Annotated in this window: 26 protein-coding genes and 1 pseudogene; 12 read left to right on the top strand and 15 right to left on the bottom strand. The window is 39.9% G+C overall.

The window, feature by feature from the left end; all coding sequences use genetic code 11:
• Positions 1-31: 31 nt before the first annotated feature.
• The 3 genes from PR683_RS09295 to PR683_RS09285 form a co-directional block, all read right to left on the bottom strand.
• Entirely contained in the window at positions 32-1,201 is a 1,170-nt protein-coding gene (locus tag PR683_RS09295; protein ID WP_272581767.1) for a DNA cytosine methyltransferase, read from the bottom strand.
• 539 nt (positions 1,202-1,740) lie between these two features.
• Positions 1,741-1,956 carry a helix-turn-helix transcriptional regulator gene (locus PR683_RS09290; RefSeq protein WP_272581766.1) on the bottom strand — a complete coding sequence of 72 codons (216 nt, stop codon included), beginning with the start codon at positions 1,954-1,956 and terminating at the stop codon, positions 1,741-1,743.
• Positions 1,957-2,161: 205 nt separating this feature from the next.
• On the bottom strand, positions 2,162-2,737 hold the full coding sequence (locus PR683_RS09285; RefSeq protein ID WP_272581765.1) for a hypothetical protein: 576 nt from the start codon (positions 2,735-2,737) through the stop codon (positions 2,162-2,164).
• A 658-nt stretch (positions 2,738-3,395) separates the two neighbouring features.
• Here PR683_RS09285 and PR683_RS09280 point away from each other — a divergent pair.
• From PR683_RS09280 to PR683_RS09245, 8 genes are all read left to right on the top strand, one after another.
• A complete protein-coding gene (locus PR683_RS09280) occupies positions 3,396-3,728 on the top strand; it encodes a hypothetical protein (protein ID WP_272581764.1) in 333 nt (110 codons plus the stop codon).
• The gene (locus PR683_RS09275; protein ID WP_272581763.1) at positions 3,710-4,351 is read left to right on the top strand and encodes a hypothetical protein; all 642 of its coding nucleotides are present in this window, start codon (positions 3,710-3,712) and stop codon (positions 4,349-4,351) included. The genes PR683_RS09280 and PR683_RS09275 overlap by 19 nt, the downstream gene beginning before the upstream one ends.
• A 131-nt stretch (positions 4,352-4,482) precedes the next feature.
• Entirely contained in the window at positions 4,483-5,370 is an 888-nt protein-coding gene (locus tag PR683_RS09270; RefSeq protein ID WP_272581762.1) for a GTPase family protein, read from the top strand.
• Between the two features lie 210 nt (positions 5,371-5,580).
• Positions 5,581-5,736: a hypothetical protein gene (locus tag PR683_RS09265; protein ID WP_272581761.1), complete on the top strand. Its 156-nt coding sequence runs from the start codon at positions 5,581-5,583 to the stop codon at positions 5,734-5,736.
• A gap of 128 nt (positions 5,737-5,864) precedes the next feature.
• Entirely contained in the window at positions 5,865-6,329 is a 465-nt protein-coding gene (locus tag PR683_RS09260) for a hypothetical protein (RefSeq protein ID WP_272581760.1), read from the top strand.
• An 85-nt stretch (positions 6,330-6,414) separates the two neighbouring features.
• Positions 6,415-6,753 carry a hypothetical protein gene (locus tag PR683_RS09255; RefSeq protein WP_272581759.1) on the top strand — a complete coding sequence of 113 codons (339 nt, stop codon included), beginning with the start codon at positions 6,415-6,417 and terminating at the stop codon, positions 6,751-6,753.
• A gap of 231 nt (positions 6,754-6,984) precedes the next feature.
• On the top strand, positions 6,985-7,386 hold the full coding sequence (locus PR683_RS09250; protein ID WP_272581782.1) for an antirestriction protein: 402 nt from the start codon (positions 6,985-6,987) through the stop codon (positions 7,384-7,386).
• 60 nt (positions 7,387-7,446) lie between these two features.
• A complete protein-coding gene (locus tag PR683_RS09245; protein WP_272581758.1) occupies positions 7,447-8,271 on the top strand; it encodes a DUF932 domain-containing protein in 825 nt (274 codons plus the stop codon).
• 60 nt (positions 8,272-8,331) lie between these two features.
• Here PR683_RS09245 and PR683_RS09240 read toward each other — a convergent pair whose 3' ends face one another.
• From PR683_RS09240 to PR683_RS20410, 4 genes and pseudogenes are all read right to left on the bottom strand, one after another.
• Entirely contained in the window at positions 8,332-8,616 is a 285-nt protein-coding gene (locus tag PR683_RS09240) for a hypothetical protein (protein WP_123382210.1), read from the bottom strand.
• Positions 8,613-9,881 carry a DUF4225 domain-containing protein gene (locus PR683_RS09235; protein WP_272581757.1) on the bottom strand — a complete coding sequence of 423 codons (1,269 nt, stop codon included), beginning with the start codon at positions 9,879-9,881 and terminating at the stop codon, positions 8,613-8,615. Before PR683_RS09235 ends, PR683_RS09240 begins: the two co-directional genes overlap by 4 nt.
• Positions 9,882-10,448: 567 nt before the next feature.
• Entirely contained in the window at positions 10,449-10,628 is a 180-nt protein-coding gene (locus PR683_RS09230) for a hypothetical protein (RefSeq protein WP_148044887.1), read from the bottom strand.
• A gap of 125 nt (positions 10,629-10,753) precedes the next feature.
• Positions 10,754-10,966: pseudogene (locus tag PR683_RS20410) on the bottom strand (hemagglutinin repeat-containing protein); the annotation flags it as partial.
• A gap of 234 nt (positions 10,967-11,200) precedes the next feature.
• Here PR683_RS20410 and PR683_RS09225 point away from each other — a divergent pair.
• Positions 11,201-12,091: a LysR family transcriptional regulator gene (locus PR683_RS09225; RefSeq protein ID WP_004907568.1), complete on the top strand. Its 891-nt coding sequence runs from the start codon at positions 11,201-11,203 to the stop codon at positions 12,089-12,091.
• Between the two features lie 14 nt (positions 12,092-12,105).
• Positions 12,106-12,990, top strand: a complete 885-nt coding sequence (locus PR683_RS09220; protein WP_117162619.1) for a dihydrodipicolinate synthase family protein — start codon at positions 12,106-12,108, stop codon at positions 12,988-12,990.
• Between the two features lie 63 nt (positions 12,991-13,053).
• On the opposite strand, the gene PR683_RS09215 is transcribed toward PR683_RS09220, so the two are convergent.
• Complete coding sequence (locus PR683_RS09215) at positions 13,054-14,433, bottom strand: MmgE/PrpD family protein (RefSeq protein WP_004907570.1); 1,380 nt, start codon at positions 14,431-14,433, stop codon at positions 13,054-13,056.
• Between the two features lie 77 nt (positions 14,434-14,510).
• On the bottom strand, positions 14,511-15,878 hold the full coding sequence (purB, locus tag PR683_RS09210; protein ID WP_115168062.1) for an adenylosuccinate lyase: 1,368 nt from the start codon (positions 15,876-15,878) through the stop codon (positions 14,511-14,513).
• A 392-nt stretch (positions 15,879-16,270) separates the two neighbouring features.
• Between purB and metC the strand changes: the two genes are divergently transcribed.
• Both metC and dcuC read left to right on the top strand, forming a co-directional pair.
• On the top strand, positions 16,271-17,446 hold the full coding sequence (gene metC / locus PR683_RS09205) for a cystathionine beta-lyase (protein WP_004907573.1): 1,176 nt from the start codon (positions 16,271-16,273) through the stop codon (positions 17,444-17,446).
• Between the two features lie 34 nt (positions 17,447-17,480).
• Entirely contained in the window at positions 17,481-18,851 is a 1,371-nt protein-coding gene (dcuC, locus tag PR683_RS09200) for a C4-dicarboxylate transporter DcuC (protein ID WP_004907576.1), read from the top strand.
• A 316-nt stretch (positions 18,852-19,167) separates the two neighbouring features.
• On the opposite strand, the gene PR683_RS09195 is transcribed toward dcuC, so the two are convergent.
• The 6 genes from PR683_RS09195 to PR683_RS09170 are packed head-to-tail and all read right to left on the bottom strand — an operon-like array spanning position 19,168 to position 22,768.
• Complete coding sequence (locus PR683_RS09195) at positions 19,168-20,034, bottom strand: MrpH family fimbial adhesin (protein ID WP_004907580.1); 867 nt, start codon at positions 20,032-20,034, stop codon at positions 19,168-19,170.
• 6 nt (positions 20,035-20,040) lie between these two features.
• Positions 20,041-20,571: a fimbrial protein gene (locus PR683_RS09190; protein ID WP_004907582.1), complete on the bottom strand. Its 531-nt coding sequence runs from the start codon at positions 20,569-20,571 to the stop codon at positions 20,041-20,043.
• A gap of 18 nt (positions 20,572-20,589) precedes the next feature.
• The gene (locus PR683_RS09185; RefSeq protein WP_117162616.1) at positions 20,590-21,102 is read right to left on the bottom strand and encodes a fimbrial protein; all 513 of its coding nucleotides are present in this window, start codon (positions 21,100-21,102) and stop codon (positions 20,590-20,592) included.
• Between the two features lie 2 nt (positions 21,103-21,104).
• Positions 21,105-21,602 (bottom strand): fimbrial protein, encoded by a 498-nt coding sequence (locus PR683_RS09180; RefSeq protein WP_004907589.1) that lies wholly within the window; start codon positions 21,600-21,602, stop codon positions 21,105-21,107.
• Positions 21,603-21,612: 10 nt separating this feature from the next.
• The gene (locus PR683_RS09175) at positions 21,613-22,149 is read right to left on the bottom strand and encodes a fimbrial protein (RefSeq protein ID WP_226538001.1); all 537 of its coding nucleotides are present in this window, start codon (positions 22,147-22,149) and stop codon (positions 21,613-21,615) included.
• 10 nt (positions 22,150-22,159) lie between these two features.
• On the bottom strand, positions 22,160-22,768 hold the full coding sequence (locus PR683_RS09170) for a fimbrial protein (RefSeq protein WP_272581756.1): 609 nt from the start codon (positions 22,766-22,768) through the stop codon (positions 22,160-22,162).
• Positions 22,769-22,799: the final 31 nt, after the last annotated feature.

Raw genomic sequence — 22,799 nt, 5'->3', positions numbered from 1 at the left:
TAAAAAAGTAGCTAGTGGTGTAGATACTTTTTTAGTTCAATATACGGCATATGTCTTGAATAAGAAGACTTCCGAGCTTTGGTGGTACAGCATTTCCGATCTGCCTAGCTTGTTGAGTTGAATTCCCGAAAAACCGAAAGTTATCAGGAAATGTTTGTAAGCGAGCAGCATGGCGTAGCGTGATACCATGATTTTTCCACGGGTGAACAAATCTACCTTTAGAGGGATTATTACAACCAGTTGTTATCGTGTTACTTGGCTGATGAATTAAAATTCGACCATATACATCCTTGTGGCCTTTATAACCGTTAGAATGACAGCGTAGGAGGTGTTTTTCTCCTGCGTCCACTCTGCTGCCATTTAGTGGCGTATCTTTGAATCTAATCATCATTTGTGGAGTTGGTTGCATAAAAACTTCATTAGGAGATACTGGTTCTCCTGCAGGTAAACTATCAAGAAGAAGGTATGCATCATTAGAGTTGAGAATACCTTTCTTCACAAAATATTCGTTAACAAAACGTTTTTTAATATCTTTTGGTATTGGTTCAAAGACTGTTGACGCTGGTAACCATGTAGGCTCTTTGCCAGACGAACGAGAATAATGTGTTGGCGCCGGAGGAAACGTAATAGTTTCGTTATCTAGGTCCTCATGGATACCAAAAATAAAGACTCGTTTACGGTTTTGAGGGACGCCATAGTCAACAGCATTTATAATTTCTTTGAATTTAATAATGTAATGATTTTCTTCCGCTAATTTAATAAATTCTTGAAGATATTTTTCATGCCTTTTCCACAGTAAGCCAGCGACATTCTCAACTAGAAATGCTTTTGGTTGAAATTCATGTACATATTCGAAGTAACGAAGCAGTAATGCATTACGGGGATCATCTATACCAGCATTTTTTATTCTGTGAGATGAGAATCCTTGACAAGGTGGCCCACCCAAAATAAGTTCTAAATCACCACGATTAAGTCCTAAGCTTTTCCTTAAAGTAATCGGATCAACTTTTGTTATATCACCGTGCTCAGGGCCTGCTCTGAGGTCAATTTTTCGTTCTAATTTTTCAATAAAATTCTGTTTATAGGTATTAGCAGCTGCACTATCAAATTCGATAGCGGCGATAACTTCTACCCCGGCATTGATAGCTGAGAGAGTGAAACCTCCAGCACCAGCGAACAAGTCTATAGCTTTAACTGTCATTGAAAATACCTAAAAAATATAAAAAAATCATTTTACTTATTAATTTTCAAAAAGTCATTTCTTAACACTTCCAGACCCTAGCCATTGTGATGGAGGATTGTTTATTCTGATATGGAAGGTAAGGGGTGTTCATGACTCGATGAAAGCCCTGTGTAACGTCATTGTTTTTCCCACAATGAGAGTTGTAATCGTTTTCTTTTGAGCAGCGCAGAGCCCCAGTAAGGACGATTATTCTGACTGGGGCTAATACTATTTGTAAGTGATCTCCATTCATTGTAATACGCACTGTTTTTACTTTGAGGTATTTAGGAGTGAATTTAATTTGTCTAATCGAGCTTTAGCTGAACCTATCGAATACCTAAGGTCAAAAAGGGAGATTTAACCCACTTTGATGAGTGGCTTTAAATTAAAACATCACGTTTTTCTAAAGAGTACTTAATGGTGTTAGGTGCAATGTAACGTAGTAAGATGACAAATTAGGTAGGCTGTGCTAAGTGGGCTATAACAACAGCTAATGGCTTAACATATTGGGGTAATGCTTATCCTCTAGACTGTTCAATACGTGCATTTAGCCATGACTCCACTTCACTCTTGAGCCAACGTGAACTACGCCCTAATTTGATAGGCTTAGGAAACTCCCCATCCTGAATCAGCTTATAAAACCATTTATCCGTTAAGCCCGTTAGCTTAGTGATGAATTTCATGTCAATGAATTGGTCGCTCAGTAGTGGGGTGCCAGTTGTTTGAATAGTCATTGTTTGTTTCTCCGATAATTGAAAAGGAGAAGGATTCGAAAAGGGATAATAGGTGTGGCGGGAATCCTTCAAACAATAACTGGTTGGCGTTATTTTTGACTCAGCATGAATAGTGGTATCAGGTTTACTGGCCTGTATCCATACATAAAACAGTCTCCCATTGAACAATGGGGGACTGAATGACGATGTTAATTTGTTCTCAATATTATCTTACACTTCGTCTACGTCCTCGTTGTTTTGCCTCTGGAATATCACTGACCTGATAAACACGACGTTCTGTGCGCTGATTTTCTTTTCCAAGATAGCTCAAGATGTGCTTCATACCATGGCGGCCTTCATCGTCATCGTGACTAATAGTACGCTCACCACGAACGCGATAGTGAGATTTGGGTTCACAGCGGTGCGCATAGCCTTCACCATGCGTCATCGCTTCCCACAGGTCTCGAATACCCTCCCAAAACGGCCATATGTATTGGTGACGTTGACCATTAATGTAAAATGCTGCATGAATATGCAAACGATGTTGTTCTCCGTATTCTAATACCCATGCAAATCCCACGATGCCAGAAATATCTTTTACCTGTTCGATTAACAATGTTATCTCCGAAGTGATTTGATGAATATCGGCATATTCAAATGATTCACTTTCTTTGCGATAAGCAAAATCGATACGTAACATCATGAGTTTTGAATAACACTCAAATAAACTATCTTGATGGTTAAATAATTTACGTTGCAATGAATGGTCAGGTCTGTGATTAAATTTAATTGTGTTTTTCATAATGGTTATCCTCAGTGAATAATGTTTCTCATGGGATAACGGAATGTTTTAAATTTTGAATGAAAATGAAAATATTCATGATGATAATGATGGAAGGTTGATATCAATTGAATATTATTATCACTACGTAGTTAAATTGAGCGTAGTGGTAGAATTGTTGATGGTTTTTTATGAAATAACCTTAATTCCTCAGTTGCGAAAGACACATAGTCAATTTCGGAGTATTTGCATCAAAAAATTATTATCATGACAGTGTTGTTCATAGTAATGGTAGAAATAAACACTTGATAAAATCGATAGTCTAGTCTCTTTATCGATTAACAAAATATCTTCTTTATTAAATAATACTAATTAACCTTAATGAAATATTTTAATCAAAAAACTGGTAGGGAAAATACTGATTAACCTACATAGAATTTTAGTGTTTCTGGGAGTTATCACTTTAACCAAGTGCTCGTTAACCATAAAGAATATCTTCATTAGAACTACACTCTTACATAAGAAGCATTTTAGGCTGTAAAAACGCCTGAGGCTTTGCTAATCACCGTTAAAAACGCATGAATAAAGCATGGAATATTGATGTAAAAAACAGGTAAAAATCATGAAGTTTAAATGGTAATGTTTTGACATTATCACGGCGTGATTAACAGGGGGAGTGATGGGTTTTATTGACAGTTCAAGTAATCGTAATAACGAGATAATATCTAAGCGTGATAAACTCTTGAAAGGTAGTGAGAGAGAGTTGATTTATTACCTTCATTTTTTACAGGAGGATAATAATGGGAAAATTTATATATCTAACGTGGATTATAAAAATCTTAGTGATATTAAAAAACAAATTTCAAATGTTATAGGTAAATTGAATCGTAGCGAAATTAATGTGATTTATTTAATGGATGAGATGGTCGATAAATATGATTGTGACGCTATCGGTGAATATAAACTTGAATGGTTGAAAAATAATGATAGGTCATGTTTTGGTTGCTATTAAAATTCTTCTCTAGGTATTCAGAAAGTCAATATTTAGATGATATTGAAAGAGGGAATAAACTTAATTTACAGTCAGGTTCAATTTACTATTCAATGATTGCATGGTTTGATAAAATTGCAGTTTTAAAAAATGAACGAAAGAAAAATGAAAGGAATCTTGAACGATATAATAAAGATTGGACTGATATAATACAAAGCCCGACCTCATTATGGTTTTCAAAAATTAATGAACCAGCTGAGATAGATTATTGTTTTGACTACCTCAAAGGGTCTGGTATGGAGGTAATACATATTGCGTTGAGGCGTGAAACTATTGAATTTTTTATCCGATTAGGAGAAAGGAATTTGATCGCCAAAAAAGATATTATAATGGCTTTTTTTGATTATTTATTCTCATTGCGGCGAGCAGGTGCATTTGCTGCTGAAAACTTAAAAATGAAAATGGCAAGTGGGCTTTCTTCTTGGAAAAATAGAAAAAATAAAGAAGGGTATGTTGATGTGCATTTTGATATTAAAAAGGAAAATATTTCTAAGTTGGAAGCGCTTAAAAAGCGCTTTAATTTGATGTCAAAAAAGGAAGTCGTCAATGCGTTGATAGAGCGTGAGTACGATAAAAAAGAGTAGTCTTTCTATTCATACTCAATGGCTAATTTAAAATTTTTTCAGATATATATCATTTTAGTGATATCTCATCCTTGAGAGCTCAATAAACCACCCGCCATCCATTGTGATGGCGGATTTATTTTGAGGTTAATATGAAAAAATTATCAGGCTATGCCCTTATTCGCCGTCATCTCCGACGCTATCCTCGTTCACTTCGACAAACGTTACTCAAAGAACTTAACCAATTAGTCACCTATGAGCCCGTCATTGGCATTATGGGAAAAACAGGAGTAGGTAAAAGCTCGCTATGCAATGCGCTGTTCAGAAATCAAATTTGTGATGTCAGTGCGGTAGAGGCTTGTACCCGCCAGCCTCAGCGTATTCAGTTACGTTTTGGTCGACATACGCTCACACTGGTTGATTTGCCCGGTGTCGGAGAAAGCCAAGTACGTGATGAGGAATATCGTGAGCTCTATCGTGAATGGATACCTAAACTCGATATGGTGCTTTGGGTACTCAAAGCCGATGACCGTGCTTTCTCCATTGAGGAACAGTTTTATCAAACGGTATTTAGTGAGTATAACGGAGCTCTGCCCGCCATAGTTTGGGTTTTAAATCAGGTGGATAAAGTTGAGCCCACTGAAGAATGGCATCGAGCATCCTCTCAACCTTCAAAGCAGCAGTTATCCCATATCGTGTTGAAGCATCAATTAGTCGCAAGCCAAATGCGCGTAGCCCTTGATGACGTTATCCCGATATCGATTAAAGGTCGTTACCATTTATCCCAGTTAGTGGAGGGCATTATTACTCATCTCCCAAAGCAAGCTCGCAGCCCGTTAGTGCCTCATTTGCAGAATCTCTACCAAACATCTCACGTAATTTCTCAGGCACGTCGTTCTTTCAGCGATGCCGTCGTCGAGATTATTGACCGAGTAATTGATTTAGCACCACTACCGCAGGTGGCTCGCCGCGCGTTACAAGCAACTACGCATCATATCGCGAGTGCTGCTCGTTCTGCTTGGTCATTTTTCTTCAATTAATTCAATCATATTCCTGCAATACGAATCTATCGATAAATGATTTTACGTTGTCATGATCGAATTTGTCGATCGAACCGATCGGTTTTATTCATTATCCACCGCCTGTTTAAGCCTATAGACTCTCTCAGAGAGATTTGTAATTTATATTTACTTATAAAAATCAATGCGATAAATCGCAGGGTTTGTCACGTATTTAAGGAGGTAACACACATGCCATTACTACTGCTGTGGGTTGGACTGGCTCTTTTACTGGGAATAGTTGCATCAAGCAATAGTCGTTCATTTTGGGGCTGGTTCATTCTTGGGATAATCATTGACCCTCTACTGGCGGGACTACTCTATTGGCTACTTGGGAAGTTTCGCTAATGAAAACACTGTTACGTCTGCTTGGCAAAATTACTCGTTGGTATATCACACTCATCATCTTTATGGCTTGCCTGTTATTTATTATTACCACACTCGGTGGTATGGCTGGCTTCTAATTGGAAAATCCCATGAAAACAAAATGTATTATTTCAGTGATGTTAATTTCAGCATTAACCCCGACATTAACGCAGGCTTTTGGTAATCAACACACTTGGACAAGCCATAAAACGCAAGGCCTCTCCGAGTTTGTGATTTTAGGCCAAGGACAGTCTCAGCTCTATCTGACCTGTGATGATGAAGGTAAGCAACCCGCCACAATGGTATTTACGGATGTGAATGGCCAACAAGTGCGTATGGATGCAGACCAATATCTTGAGATGAAATTTGACGGTGAAGACGCTGCTAATGTGAGCGAAAGTGAAACCCATATTGGAGCGCAATTTGTGCAGTGGGCTTGGAATATGCTACGCAGCGAGAAGCAAGTCACCGTATCCGGCGAAGGTGTGACATCGACCACGTTTACACTCAACGGTGCAGCCGCCGTCATTCCACACTTTGAAGAGAAGGGTTGTGTGCCTAAATTTGTATTCTAGCCCACACCATCATGTTGCCTAAAAAGTATCACTATTTACCGTGTTCTTGGCAAAAAATAATCAATACATCATAAGAGTGAAAGTAATGAAAAAAGCTATTTTAGCTATTTTGTTTGGTCTGAGTTCGTTTTCAAGTTTAGCGGATAATATCCCCATCCAAGTGAGCGCAGGCCCCAGCACCGCAGGTCGGTCTTACAGTAAAATCTATGTCACTTCGCGTGTCGATAGCGTGGTAATCAAAAAGATAAATGTGAATCGAGGAAACTGTAAGGATGCGGAGGACCGCCCTTGGAAGGCTGTGAGGTTATCATTTGGAAGTACGTATGAGCGTATTTTTACTGGTAAACGCGGGGGAACGCCGTGCAATGTGATTGAAGTGGTGGTTGATACTAACCAAGGTGTATGGACATTTAATTTCAAATAATCATTCTTATTACCTTCATCATTTATGGCCTGCTCAACATAGCAGGCTACCTTATTTTGTTTATCAATGACTTCCCTCTCTGACATCTAATATAAAACGCACTACCTCAGGTTATTTATCAAACCCAACTTTTTATTCTTCGTTATACCCCTAAAGCCTATTTATTATTGAATTATTACATGGAGATATCACATGTCATCCCCTTATTCAGTCTCACAACCAAACACACTTATGCAAGTTAATATTATTCCACTTACTGCTAGGCCAAATTTCTGGCAAAGCCACTTCGGTACTGTAAAAGGCTTCGCCACGTTTGAAGTGGTGATTTTCACTATCATGGGGCAATTCTGTGATGAATATACTGGCGGCTATTGGGAATACTGCACCTTACCCAATGGAGGGGCATTTATTTACCCAGATTTGGCCCCTGAAAAACTCACGCTGTTCAATATGCACAATGGTAATGAAGCGGAAATCAGCCCTGAAGCGGCTGGCGTTGCCATCTGTTTGATGCTGTACAGCCAGTGGTCATTTAGAACCGAAAGTGAAGTACTGGTCGAGCGTTTCTATCAGCTTCGTGATTACGCCATTCAACATCCTGAAAGCTCGGCTATTTTCCATTTAATCGATTAGCCCCACTCTTATTTATTCTCTCAGTCTTACCTACCTAATTTATTTTTAAGGAAATTTATTATGACTCGTTTAGCTTCTCGCTTTGGTGCGGCGAATAGCATTCGTCGCGACCGCCCGTTAACCATTGAGGAATTATTTCGTACTGTACCGAGTGTTTTCTCTGAAGAAAAACACGAATCCAGAAGTGACCGATATACTTACATTCCCACAATTACCTTGTTGGATAGTCTTCAAAAAGAAGGCTTTTATCCGTTCTTTGCTTGCCAAACTCGTGTACGTGATATGAGTCGTCGTGAGCACACAAAACACATGTTGCGACTCAGGCGACATGATCAAATCACGGGCGTACAAGTCCCTGAAATTATTCTTTTAAATAGCCACGATGGCTCAAGCAGTTATCAGATGTTACCGGGCCTTTTTCGCCAAGTTTGTCAAAATGGTTTAGTGTGCGGCGATACCTTTGGTGAAGTGCGTGTGCCACATAAAGGTGATGTTGTTGGCAAGGTGATTAAAGGGGCTTATGAGGTATTAGAGACGTTTGATGCAGTAGCGGAAAAGCGCGAACAGATGCAGTCACTATTGTTACCGCCACCAGCACAGCAAGCCTTGGCACAAGCAGCTTTAACTTATCGCTTTGGTGAGGAACATCAACCGATCACTGAGGAACAAGTATTACAGCCTCGTCGCTGGGAAGATAAGAAAGATGATCTTTGGACGGTATATCAACGGCTACAGGAGAATTTAATCAAGGGTGGATTATCGGGTAGGAATGCGAAAGGCAAGCGTGCTCGTACTCGTTCAGTGAATGGTATTGATGGGGATATCAAATTGAATAAGGCGCTGTGGGTGATGACGGAAAAGATGTATGAGTATATTGGCAAATGAAACTCCATTGAGTGTTTAGGGAGGGTATAATGTGGGTAGAGACTAGGGCTCTACCTTATATTAACGCCGTCCTAAAGACTCTAATGCCCATATCATTTTTAAATAAAATAATAAAATGATCACAGCTGAAACGAGTATACTCCAATTGAATAATGTATCCTCTTTTAATTCTGAGGCTAAGTAAATACCATAGGCTGCAATAATATAATCAGAAATGATTAAGAGCCGTCTTGCAAGAATTAATCGCTTTGAATAATGGTAATTCGTGGTATAGCGTTTTTTTATTTCAAAATAGGCTATTACCCCTAATAAAGCAAAAAAATAGTAAGCAATATAGGGGATCATTTCATAATATCCCCATTAGTGTGATACTTCTGCTCATTCCCTTTATCATCAGTACATTTGTAGTAAGAATTGTTTTCATCATTGTTTGAAATCACAATGTAAAGTTCACAGTTCTCAACAATATCTTTTACATTAGTAATGCTTTGTGGTTCAGCAACAACCATCATCACATTATTAGAATCTTGGTCTAGAAGAAAAGCATTCTGAATGTCATCTTTTATTTTGAATAAATTGATAGTATCACTAAGTATTTCAATACTTAAAAGTTTATCACTCATTTGTTTGTATGCTTTTTCTAAATCTTGTCGCGCATACTCTTTAATAAATAGATTTTTCTTTGGATCACCAAATTCATTTAGTTTTGGGACGAGTTTTAGTTTACCATGCACAGATATTCCTAAATCTATAAGGTCATAAGTAAGATTTCCAACAGACTCATTAAAGCCAAGCTCTTTAGCAGCTATTTGATAACCTTTTCTTAGTGGCCCATCAATATCGTCTCGTCCTTCTACTAAACCTTCTACACCCTCGTAAATACCATTAGCGCCATGTGCAATTAAAGGAGCTCCGATAATACAGCCAAGCCCTGTTCCACATAATGCACCACCAGCCCACACCATGCCTACACCACCAAAAATTGAAAGACCATTAGTTAACCAGTTTAGTGATTGTTCCAGTAAGCTTTTCTCTTCCTGTTTTAACTCGGCAGAACCTTGTTCATAACTTTTTTGGCCAGATTCAACTTGATCAACAATAAGATAAGCAAAAGCTTCTACTTGGCTTTGGAAGGCATTTTTTATATCAGGATAGTAAAGATGTTTTTCACATAGCTCATCAGCACAATCAATAAGATGTTGTGCATCAATTCTAATTTTGTTGTTGTCATTGGCAATAATAGGAGAAGCGTAATGATTACTTGGTTGACTAATTGGTTGCTGAGTAGGGGGCTCGGAAGCTACAGGGTTATATCCGCGAGACATTGGCTCATCTTCTTTACTGTAGCAATCTGTGATGGAGTTTATCAGTCTTGCTTTACACGGACAGGAGCTAAAGCTATCCAGTGTTCCCGCCATCATTCTGCCATTACCCCATACATTGCTAACGCCGCCTAGTATGTTGTATGTCCCAGAATGCTTTCCACAGGTAACTAGATCGCCCTGACGAGCAGCAGATCTTCCATGAAATATAAAGGTATTGTCGCCGGTTAAAATTTGACCGCCACATGTTGTTTTATCACCAACTCGTAAAAAATATCCTATAGCCATGCCTGTCCCTAAACGAAATTGAACTTAAGTTAAATGTTATTGTCGACCAGTGTTAAGCTATTGACAAGTTATTTTTAACAATTACTAAGGATTACAATAGATAAGAGTAGGGGGGGTATTTTAATAATATTCAATAAAAATGATAAAGATGCTATTATGGCAACAGCTTATGTAAGAGGGTGGATGGTGCTAATTAACCCAGTTTTCAAACCTCAAACCATTGAGTATACATTTAAGTATATAAAAAATTGATTATAAATTTATATCAAATAAAAACAATGCATTGTCTGTTGAAAGCGAGTCCGGCCTTCGCACCATAAGAACATCAAGAGACGTCAACCGACGTCTTTTTTTGTATCTGAAATCCAGTGCTTGCAAGGCTTTCCCCCGCATTTTCAGTCAATGCATGTCAACTTAACTCAACCCACATTAACCTCCGAGTGAGTATATACGTCGCTTCGATAATGAATGTATATTCGTCATACTTCGAATTACATGGTTGTTGGCTTCGTTCAGCTATCCGAGTCACATAGTTATCTATGCTCCTCGGCTATCTTCACTAGCTGCCTACACGTAATCCGAATTATTTAGAGTATATGCCTGCTCAGAGGTGAGAGGATAAAGAATATGGCACAATCCACCCGCAGCAGCGGATTGATTATTTAGCTCAGCGACTACAGCGCATAACGCAGCATATGCCATGGCATTCGCGGCTTTATTATCTTCATCTACTTGCTGTTTTATCAATGTCGCTTAGTACGGCGGCGAGGCATTTGCCAATGCACCTGCTAAATTATCAACTGCCAGGCCTTGTAGCTGCCTCGACGCTGACCTCTTGTTGTTTGGCATCATAGCCCGGGTCGATTTGGACGTTATCGCCCGTGAGGTTCAAGTCTTTTTGAGCAATCAGCTCCGCCCACATGCAGTTTGTTGCCAGCGGTTAAGCTGACATCGTTTTCTGCGGCCACCGAGGAGCCTTTAACGTTCAGGTCGTTCCCTGCGGTAATGGTGACTTTTTCGCCACTGAGCAAGCTGCCTTTTTCACGAGTGGTCTCATCGTGTTGGATAGTGTGCTCACTGCTGGCGCTTAAAAAGCCTTTACTGCTACGCTGCTCTTCGACGGTTTTTTGTTTTCTTAATTCTGCAAGATTAACGTGTTATGGCGGATATTCAAGTGGCCAAATTTATTATTAAGTAGCTACAATTTAGAGCCAAACAATTGAGCTCTAACATAGATTCTTTAAGGCTTTTTTCTTAGTATGTAAATTAAACACTCTTGTTTAATGATATCTTATACCTTAAGAAAAGAGATAACTAAAATGCCAGCTGCTAAACGCCCTATTTTTAATTTGGAGCTTGACTTACTTCGTACTTTTATTGCGGTTGTTGATGGTGCAACTTTTGCCGCCGCTGCAGAATCTGTTTGCCGAACGCAATCAGCGGTGAGTCAACAAATGCAAAGGTTGGAGTCACTCATTGGCAAGGAGTTATTTGTGCGGCAAGGCAGAAACAAAGCATTGACAGATTCTGGTACACAGCTATTGAGCTATGCCCGTCGTATTCTGCGGCTTAATGATGAGGCATGTTTATCGCTAGTTTATGAAGAAATTGACGGGGTATTAAAAATTGGTTCGCCAGATGACACAGCGAATACCATATTACCTGATTTACTAGCCAGATTTTCAGGGGCTTATCCAAATTTGATCATGGATATTATTGTCAAACGTAGCCCATTTCTTATGTCAATGTTAGAGGATAATGAACTCGATTTGGCCATTTCAACCGAGGAACATGTTGGTTACCCTAAAATTGTCTTACGTGTTTCCCCTTCGCTATGGTATTGCGGGAAGCATTTTACCTTTAATTTAGAGCAGCCACTGCCATTAGTTGTGCTAGATGAACCGAGCACTTACCGTGAGATGATGATCAATCACCTCGATCAACAGCAAATACCTTGGCGAATTGCGTACATGGCAACAACATTATCTGGTGCACGTGCTGCGGTTAGGGCGGGATTGGGCATTATGGCGCGTTCAATTGAGCTTTCAGGGGAGGATTTACGCATACTCGGTGAAGATGAAGGGCTACCAGCACTTCCGGCAATTCGATATAACTTGTACCTCAACTCAAAAAGTCCAACTAAAGCCGCCCAAATTCTTTTTAACTCATTAAAAAATGAACAAACAGACGTTATCTCCCATAACAACTAAAATTAGGAGTGATTATGACCCATTTTCACGGTATTTTTCCTTATCTTGTTTCACCAGTTGACCAAGCTAAAGGGGTTATTCTTGAATCATCCCTTCGTCATCTAATTGAACATCTTATTTCGAGCGGAGTTCACGGGTTGAGTCCGTTAGGGAGTACAGGTGAATACGCATATTTGTCACAAGAATTGCGAAATGAAGTCGTTCGCATTACGGTTGATCAAGCCGCGGGGCGGGTACCCGTATTAGCGGGGGTCGCCGGTTTCTCAACATCAGATGCGTGTTCACAAGCAGAGCAATATGCCAAGTTAGGTGTGGATGGTATGGTACTGATATCCCAAAAAATGTACCCTCTGAGTGACAAAGCTCAATTGAGTTATTTCCAGACAATAGCAGAGTCTTTTCCTGAAAAATCGATGACGGTCTATACCAATCCTGGTTTATTAGGGGATGTGCTGTCAATTTCTCTTTTGAATGAATTAAGTTATATCCCTAATATCGAATATGTTAAAGATGCATCGAGTAATACTGGAAGGTTATTAACAATGCTCAACACCTTCGGTGAGCGAGTTAAAATTTTTAGTGCTTCAGCTCATATTCCTTTATTAGTCATTAAATTAGGTGGCGTGGGCTGGATGGCGGGTCCTGCCTGTGTATTGCCAAAACAATGTGTTGAACTATATGAGTTGGCCACTAGAGGGGATTGGGATACAGCGTTAGCAAAACAGAAAGAAATGTGGCAAATCAACGAAGCTTTTACGCAATATGCATTAGCATCATGTATTAAAGCATCTTTAAACATTCAAGGATTTAATGTTGGTGACCCGATCCTTCCACAAGAACCTCTCAATGATGTTGCTATTGCTCATTTACAGCAAATTATTGCTCAGTTAAATGAATAATAATAAGGGGAAAGAAAAATAGAAGCCCATTTAGTGTGGGCTTCTATTCGTTAGTCGGTATTATTAAATACCGACACGCAATAACTGTGTGATAGCCTGTATAGTTTTCGTTTCGAAGGACAATACACTTTTAGCAAGCTGCGCAGCTTGTTCATTTTTCATTACCAACTCTGCATTGTCATAAAATTTGCTCACAATATCCTCCAACGACATTGGATTTTGTGGGTTACCGTATTGGATATCTAGTCGTTCCGTTATTGTCTCACCATTAGTTAATGTGACAAAAATTAAGCCGGGAAAATAGGTTGGAAAAGGAATTTCATTTTCAGTGGGATAACGATAACTGACTTTTTTCGCGAGGTTTTGGATATCTGTTCGCTGTAAATTTTGGGCTGAGAGCAAACTTAATGTTAATTTGTCTTCGATAAAGCCTGCGGCAAACAACCACGGGAGGCTAAATTTCGCTGCATAGGCACTCTGAGGAGCCCATTTTTGTTCTGGTGGCTCACAAATTAAGGCAGCTGCAACGGGATCGACAACGCATTCTACTTTAGCAATTTGCTCGAGGGTTATTCCTTGTTGTAATAATCGTCTCCCACAATCGACAGTGGCATGAGCAAAATGGCAAGCAGGGTAGGGTTTAATGGAAACATTCATGAACTGCCAAATATTACCTAAGTCTTGGGTGACTTGCTCGGGATGCGCATTTTCACGAAGACCATGTGTTTGGTACAGGCTATAGCGCCCTTCAAAAATAGTTTCTGGCCCTGTCATTCCGCCTTTAGCTAAACAAGCTGCAATAATGCCTGATTGCGCAGCCCAGCCCGCATGAAAACATTTTGCAGACGAGCTATTGGTTAGGTATTCAGCAACACCACTGGCTTGGCTTCCTGTTAGTCCAAGAGCATGAACCGTTTGTTCCCGAGTTAATTTAAGTAATGAAGATGCACAAGCTGTCGAGCCAAAAATACCAGCTATGGCTGTAGAATGGAAGCCGCGTTGATGGAACCCGCTGTGGCTTGCTAATCCCACTCTGGCAGCAACTTCCCAGCCAATAATCCATGCAGTAATGAGCTCTTGCGTTGTTGCTTGTAAATGTTCGCCGAGTGCAAAGGCGATAGGGGTAAGTACGGCACTACCGTGAGTGATTGAGTCGGTGTGTGTATCATCAAAATCTAATGCATGTGCAGAAATACCATTTACTAAAGCGGCGGTGGTAGTTGAAACGGTTTGGTTACTTCCCCAAATTGGAATTTTTCCTTGATGATCAGGTAAATAAGCGACTCCCTTACGGCATTGTGTTGCACTTTGTTGGAGACTTCCGGCAAGTGCAACGCCTAATGTATCGAGTAAATGATACTTGGCGCGTTCAACAACCTGCGGTGGAATATCAGAAAATGATAGGGATGTGATAAATTGGCTTAGCTGTTGGCTTAATGTCATAGATACCTCCGGTGAATGAAAAAGCCAGCACTTGACTGGCTTTAAGAAAGTAAAGATTTAAACTTTGCTAAAATGAATTAGTCATTAAGCCAACCGGATGCTTTGGTTTGTTCTATTACTCGAGTGACTTGTTCAGGAGCATTTCCCACATAGGTCGTTGGATCTAATAGGGCATCAAGTTCTTCTTGCGTTATATGGTCACGAATGCGCGTGTCACGGTTAATGGCCTCAATAAAAGTGATGCCTTCTTCTTGGCCAGACATAGAAGCTTCATAAACAATTTCATGGGCAGTTTGTTTACCCGCTTTGTCTGATAAAGCAAACATGACGCGCTCAGCGAGCATAAATCCACCTAAAATATCTAAATTTTGGCGCATCTTATCGACATGCACGTTTAATCCCTCTAATACCGTTTTCATGTTATCGAAGATCACCGAAAGCATCAGGCACATTTCTGGCATCACTTTCCATTCCATCTTCCAAATCGCACCATCTCTTTCGTGTTGGTGTTTCATCATGTCGGTAAGCACTGAAAGATTAGCTTTCAATGTATTACTGACACATGCTGCATTTTCGACAATGGCAGGATTACGCTTGTGTGGCATCGTTGAGGAGCCAACTTGACCTTTACTAAAAGGCTCTGAAAGTTCATCAATTTCATTGTGAGCTAATAATAAAATTTCATTGGCAATTTTTCCTAACGTGCCGCTAATTAAACCAATCAGCATGCCATATTCACTAAATCGGTCGCGAGCGGGTTGCCAAGAGATTTCAGGGGTGCCTAAACCGAGCCGATTTAATACACGAACTTCAAGCTCATCTGCTTTGTCGCTCAATGAGGCCTTAGTTCCAACAGCGCCAACAACGCTACCAACGAATAAGCGAGGTTCGATTTCTTTTAATCGTTGATAATGGCGTGCTAATTCCGTTAACCAAATTGCAGTTTTGTGTCCAAAGGTAATCGGTAAGGCTTGTAAGGCTAAGGTTCGTCCTGCCATTGGTGTATTGCGATGCTTTTCGCTTAACGATAATAAAGAACGCCCTAATATTTTGATATCACGTAAAAAAACGTTATGAGCCTCTTTAAGTTGAAGCACTAAGCCTGTGTCCATAACATCTTGTGTCGTGGGGCCAAAGTGGACGTATTCACCAAAATGTTCAGGACAAGCATGTTCTAAACCACGGATGGTTGGAACAAGTGGGTGACGAGTTAAACGCACTTGCTCTAAGATGAAATCCATATCTAATTTTTCCAGTTTTGCTGTATCAGCAATGATCTTCGCAGCTTGCTTTGGAATCAAGCCTAATTCAGCTTGTTCAATTGCTAATGCTGCTTCGTAATCAAGCCAATTTTGCATTCTGACTTTATCAGAAAAAATAGCTCGCATTTCTTCTGTAGACCATAAGTTCTTTAATAATACCGAATCAAAAACACTAGTACCCATAATATTCCCCTGTGTAAGAATAATATTGAAAATTAAAAAGCAATTATTTGTTAGAGAGTTTCTTTATTTATGCAACAAATAATAAAAATAAACACCTTAATAAGATTAATGTTAATTAAAGGCTTTCTTATGTGTTTATAATTTCATTAAAATCAATGTGTTGTATTTTTATTTATTGTTTATTATCTATCGATTTTAATTCTTAATTTTCTCTTAAGTTTTCATTAATTTAATTAATGCTCATTTGTATGATGAAGATCATCTTTTTAAATAAGACATGTTTTAAAAGAAAAGTAATTTGATATACATAATATGAATTAAAAATTATTAAAAATAAATAATCTTCCTTTTAATTATCAGGGGATCTATTCCTATATTTGGAGAAATAAATAATGACATTAAATAAATATACAAAATTGATACATAGTGGACGACAAACTATTACAACATCAGGACCAATCAATCCACCAGTAATGCGAGCGAGCACTATTGTTTTTGATTCAATTAAAAGCTGGCGTGATGTTCGCGATCGCCGCGCAACGGAACGTGTTTTAAGTTACGGTGCGCGAGGTACAGAAACAGCATTTGCACTTGAAAGCTTGGTGACTGAATTAGAAGGAGGTTATAGAGCACAGTTATTTCCTACAGGTCTAGCCGCGATTGCCGTCACTATTATGGGCTATGTACATAGTGGTGGGCATGTATTGTTTGTGGATTCGGTTTATGAGCCTGTGCGCAAAATTGCCGATGCTTTTTTAAAACCAAACAATATTGCCTATAGCTTCTTTAAAACAGATGGCTCAGATTTTGAACAAAAAATTCAGAGTAATACACAGCTTATTTTTGTTGAGTCCCCAGGTTCATTACTTTATGAAATGTTGGATTTACCCGAAATATGCCGCATCGCACATGAACGAGATATCCCTGTCGGCGTTGATAATACTTGGGGCTCAGCATGGCTTTATAACCCACTAGAATTAGGCGCGGATGTTTCTGTAATTGCAGCAACAAAATACCTCTGCGGGCATTCTGATGTGATGATGGGAATTATGGTCGCGACAGAAAAAGCTTGGAAACAAATTGGTGCCTTGCCAGAAGCTTTAGGTCAAGCCAGTAGCCCCGATGATGCAGCTTTAGTTTTACGAGGAATGCGGACTTTAGGGCAGCGATTAGCTGCGCATGGCAAAGCCGCGTTAGCGATTTCACAATGGCTGGAAACGCGTCCTGAAGTGGAAAAAGTCTGGTTCCCTGAATTACCATCTCATCCGCGACATGATCTATGGAAGCGTGACTGCAAAGGTAGTAACGGTTTATTAACCATTGAATTCAAAAAACAATATACCGCGAAGCAAACAGAAAACTTTATTGATGCTTTAGCCCTGTTTGGTATCGGTGCATCGTGGGGTGGGTTCGAAAGCCTCGCACTACCCGCTAACGTAGTCGGTGCAAGAACAGCATCAGATTGGCGTGAAGGCCACGGGCCTTTTGTTCGTTTACATATTGGCTTGGAGTCTGTGGATGATTTGATATCCGATATTACACAAGCATTTTCAACATTAAACCAATAACAATAAAGCTGCACCAATACTGGGGAATTCTTCTATGACAGGTTTAATCATTGCCGCGCTAGTTACAGCGCTGGTTGTTTACCTGCTGGCTCGAGGTTATAAGCCTCAGCCAGTCTTGTTGCTAGGGGGCTTGCTTTTGCTGCTCCTAACCGCATCTTTAGATCTTAATTCATTGTTACCAGAAAACAAAACTACGCATTTTAAGTACTTTGATATCTTCCAAATTTTTACTGATATCATGAGTTCTAGATTAGCAGGTCTAGGGTTAACATTAATGGCGATTGCTGGATTCTCCCGTTATATGGAGCATGTGGGGGCAAGTCGCGCATTATTTGCTATTTTTGAAAAACCACTAAAGACTATTAAATCACCTTATTTGTTATTAGTGATTTCATTTTTAGTAACGCAAATTCTCGTTATTTTCATTCCAAGCCATGCCGGGTTGGGGATGCTACTAATGGTGACTATGTACCCAATATTAATTCGTTCAGGTATCAGCCCGCTTTCTGCTTTAGCAGTTATCGGTTGTTGCCAATTTATTGACCATGGACCCGGTTCCGGTAATGTCATTATGGCAGCGAAAACAGCAGATATTGAACCCGCCGTTTACTTTGTTCAGTATCAATTACCCGTAACTATCCCTATTATTATCGCAGTGGCAATCACCCATTTCTTTATCCAGCGTTGGTGGGATAAGCGTGAGGGGTTTGTTTTTGATTTGAGCAAAATTGATTCTATTAAAGAAGATAGCGGTAATAAAGTTCCATTGTCTTATGCGTTGTTACCAGTTATTCCATTGATCTTAATTATCGGATTTAGCCCATTATTACATCCATACATTAAGTTGGAAGTCACCACTGCGATGATCATCAGCACTGTCATTGCACTGATTTTTGAATACGTCCGTTTACGTGATGCGAAAGCCGTCATGGACAGCTTTATGTTGTTCTTTGAAGGCATGGGGAAACAGTTTGTTTTAGTGGTTTCTTTGATTGTTTCAGGGGAGTTTTTCGCAAATGGATTACTCAAAAGTGGAGCGGTGGATACGTTAATTAGTGCTGCTCAAGATGCTGGCTTTGGTATCGGGGCGATGATTATTGTTATGAGCGCCATCCTTGCACTTGCGGCGTTCCTAATGGGCTCAGGGAATGCAGCATTCTTCTCTTTTGCTGCATTGACACCGAAAATTGCTGCTTTTCTCAAAGTGGATGTGGTGACGCTCATTTTACCAATGCAGATCATGACAAGCTTTGGACGTACAGTTTCACCTATCACTGCAGCAATTGTTGCAATTGCAGGGATTGCAGGGGTTTCACCGTTTCAAATAGTAAAACGGACGGCAATCCCAATGGCAGTTGCCGCAATAGTTAACCTTGTTGTAACTTTCTACTTCTTATACTTCTAATTAGACTCGCGCATTTATCCCTTAAACTTTTCGTTACTCTTCGGTTTAAGGGATTTTTTTATTGATTGGAGGGCCATTATTCATCCTTTTATCAAAAACTATCATCAATGATAGTATGGGTATGTGAATATTTTTGTCGCAGTAACCGTTGATTGGATTATTAGTAATAAGGTTGATAAATCAGGCACTGAAAGAAATATTAGTGCCCAGATATGAAAAGCAAAACTAATTAATATTCATAAAAGCAGCGTATTTTATTAAAAAATACGCTACTCAACTATCAAGTCAGTGAATTGGGTTAGAAGGTTTTGATTAACTAATTAAATGCAATAATGACGACTGCATTTCCAGTGTAATACCCAGGTGTTACCGTTCCTGATGCATGTAATTCAGAAGTGAATGTAAATGAATTCGCCGCATTATTCCCAGAAATGTTCATGTTCGCGCCATTCCAGCCATTTTGATTATTAATTAATGGATTTGAATAAAAGTTAGAAGTCGAATTTAAATATACATAACGCTCACCCGTGGTTGAACGAGCAAATAAATTGATATTTGTCGCCTGTGTACAAGTGATATTGCCAGAAACTGAGTTTGTTTTACCATTTAAACTCGTGTTACTGAGCGCCCCGTGATTAACAAAAGCAGGCAAAGAAATACTACATGTTTGATTTGTAGGTGGAATTTTACCACAGACGCTACCTGGCCACTGGATTGCATTCCTAACTCCCGGGGTTGGTTTATGGTTAACATAGAATAATCCAATACAAGTCGCATTTGGGCTATCAATGACAAACGATGCACGATAAGGAATTCCTTTTGCACTACGAAAAGCCGCTGCGACTTCTTCCGCTGTTCGATACTGGTTAATTCGAATGCAGTTACCATAATCTAAGCAAGATCCACTCAACGATGGCGCACCAGATGCATACAGAACATCAGGGCCTACCCAGCACTCGGTTGATCCATAACAAGGGTTAGTAACACCACTTGCTTCACTCCAAGAAAGAATGTCCATCTCAACACGAGGCCAAGCTCCAGAGGTCATACTCACAGGCATTACATACGCAATCGCATTGGCAGGACGAGAAGGAAATAGAGACGCTAATGCGATGATTAATAATAAAATACTCAAACGGCTTGTATTTAACATTCCGTATATTTTTGCTTTTTTCGCATACATAATGATTTACTCATAATCTAATTTGAACGTGGCACTCGCAGCCCATGAACCGAGCACAATTGATTTATTTTGCAATGCAACTGGCTCAGCTCTCACATACGCTTGAAATCGTAGGTCATTATTATTTCCGGTATACAACCCTTGGGTATAACTGCCACTATTAATTTTGATTGCTGTACCGGAAATACTTTCAATACCAACCGCCACACCTGTTGCTTGGCTTCCAGCATCTAACGCTAATAAACCAGGTAAAGCCAAACTTTCTGCGCCCATAAATGTGACTTTCACTTCATGGCCTAACGCTAAATCGCAATTGATTAAGCGAATGGTAAAAGGTTGGCTATTTGTTTGAGTATTCAGATACAGGTATTTATCCACGATCGTTCCGAAATCTAATTCAATCGATTCGTCGCCAGGATAAACGTCACAAGCATCTTCAATTAGCGTGCCATCAAATTCCACATTTGCAGAAAAAGCGGCAGTGGCACCCAAAAACCATAAGCCAAAGGCAAAGCTCATATTACGTTTAATATTCATAGTTATGACTGCCGCCTCCTATTCAAAAATAATGGTTAACGTGCCTGATGCAGTAAAATTATCCCCTACGAGTTCGCTTCCTGAGCGCATGACAGGAACCGCTGAAAGGGATGGTAGTGAAGCCGCATTAATCAAAAAGGGTTCATTCAATGGTTGAGGTTGGCCATTTTTCTGAATTTGAATGCCTAATTTGCCATTATTCAACGGTGTCACCGTTCTTAATGTCGCATTATCAAATCCACTTCCCGCAGGTGTTCCTCCGAATAACAAGCTGATATCCCACGGTTGTGTCATATCGCCAACACAATCTAATTGAAAAGGAATAGATTGCTTGAAGGCGGTACCATTGATTTTTCGTACACCGACTTTACCGAATGAAACCTTTATCGGGTCGTCATGGCTTAATTGGCAAACAGGAGGAATAATTAACGTACCATCAAATGCCCAATTTGCTTGCGCTGAAGATATGGACATCACCATTATAAATCCTGCCATCCAATGCTTAATTTGATTGTTATTCCACATAATCATTCTCACTGATACTCAATTTTCAGTGTTGCCAGCGCTGTAAAAAATCCGCCATCGGTATTGGTAAAATTGGCATTACTGTTTTTTACTGGAGCAACCTCCAAGGTTGGCAGCGCTGTATATAACACATTGAAAGGCTGGTTAATAACTTGCTTAGCATTGTTCACATAAAAGGAAAGCCCGAGTTTTGGGTTACTCGTTTTTAATGCGCCATTGCTATTAAATGATGTTCCATCGCCGACAAGCGTGAGCTTTATAGCGTTTTTCGCTAGATTTGTGCAGCTGAGTCTCATCGGTACAGTACGCTTGTATTGAACTCCATCAATACGCGGAAGCAATATATCGCCAAAATGTATAGTTTCTTGTTGGTTGTTATTCAAAATGCACTCGGGCGGTGTCACCAATAATCGACCTTTTAGCTGGATACCAAGTGTTGCTGCTTGGCTTTGGCTAAACAGGCTAAGCATCATGCAGACCGAGAGAAGATAACGGAATAATTTCATTGATATCATCCTATTGGTAATCCAATACCATCGTAAGATTGCCCGTAAAATCCCCACCTGATGTTAAGTTTACTCCTGTAGGCTTAACGGGGACGGCATACAAAGCAGGCGAACTTCCATAATTAAAATTGAATGTCGCACCATTACTAAGGCGGGTTCCATCACGGTAAATGGCAATACCTAAATTCGGGAGATTGGTTGTCACGGATGACTCACCATTAATTTGCCTATCAGTCCATTTCAGCGTCATCTTTAATGTATTCTTATATAAGCCATTACATATCAAGTTGTAATTAATAGGTGAGCGCCCATAAGCACCATCAATCTTTGCCTGATGTATATCGCCAAAATCTACCGAAGTCGTTGTTGCACCGCCAAGGGTACATTCCGGCTCACCGTATACCGTCACGCGGATTTGGATATTAGTGCTTAGGTTTGCAGCGATAGCATTGTAAGAAAAACTGAGTGAAATCAGAGCACCAAAGAGAATTACCCCAGCGAGGACAAGCGCTTTAAAGCATATCGTAAGAAAATAAGTTCCTCTCATCTCCATGCTCCTATTCATAACTTACCTGAAATCTAATTAACGCCTGATAAGCTCCAGCATTTAGTTGAGCGGAGGTACGTACCGGCGTTACATAGTAAGTTAATTGGTTTTGTCCAGGTGAAACCAACTGTGGTGTACTGTACTCACCTAAGTTAATTGGTGAACGCGCTGCATCACTTAATTGCAGGCCAATCCCCTGAACACCGATAACAGCTGCCAAGCGCGGGTCTTGAGTATCTATAGGAGCCAAAAAGCGGATCTTCATTGAAGGCATTTGTTGGCTCCACAAAAGATTCCCCTGTGCAGTGCGGCTGCGGCTTTCACCACTTAGACAATCTTCTAAACGTAGCTCAATCGCAACAGGATTACCTGTTTGCCCGACATGCTGAAGCTGTCCGATTCCCACAGTACCTAAATTAATAGTTTGATATGCTGATGACATTGCTAAACGACAAGCACTTTCCGTCAAGGCCCCATGGACATATAGCGTGCCATGTGAACCATCTACATCCCAGTTATCAACTTTATTTAGAGCTGTTCCCATCGCCATGTTACTGAATAAATTCAGCGCTAAACTTCCTAAGCCCACATAACGGAGCATCCTGCTTGTGTTTGCCATGATATTCTCCTGCTATCTCATCGCACATTTC

The organism is Providencia sp. PROV269, from assembly GCF_028477785.1.
GTDB lineage: Bacteria > Pseudomonadota > Gammaproteobacteria > Enterobacterales > Enterobacteriaceae > Providencia > Providencia rettgeri.
The sequence above is the reverse complement of the archived record's forward strand: the minus strand, read 5'-3'. Positions and strand labels throughout refer to the sequence as shown.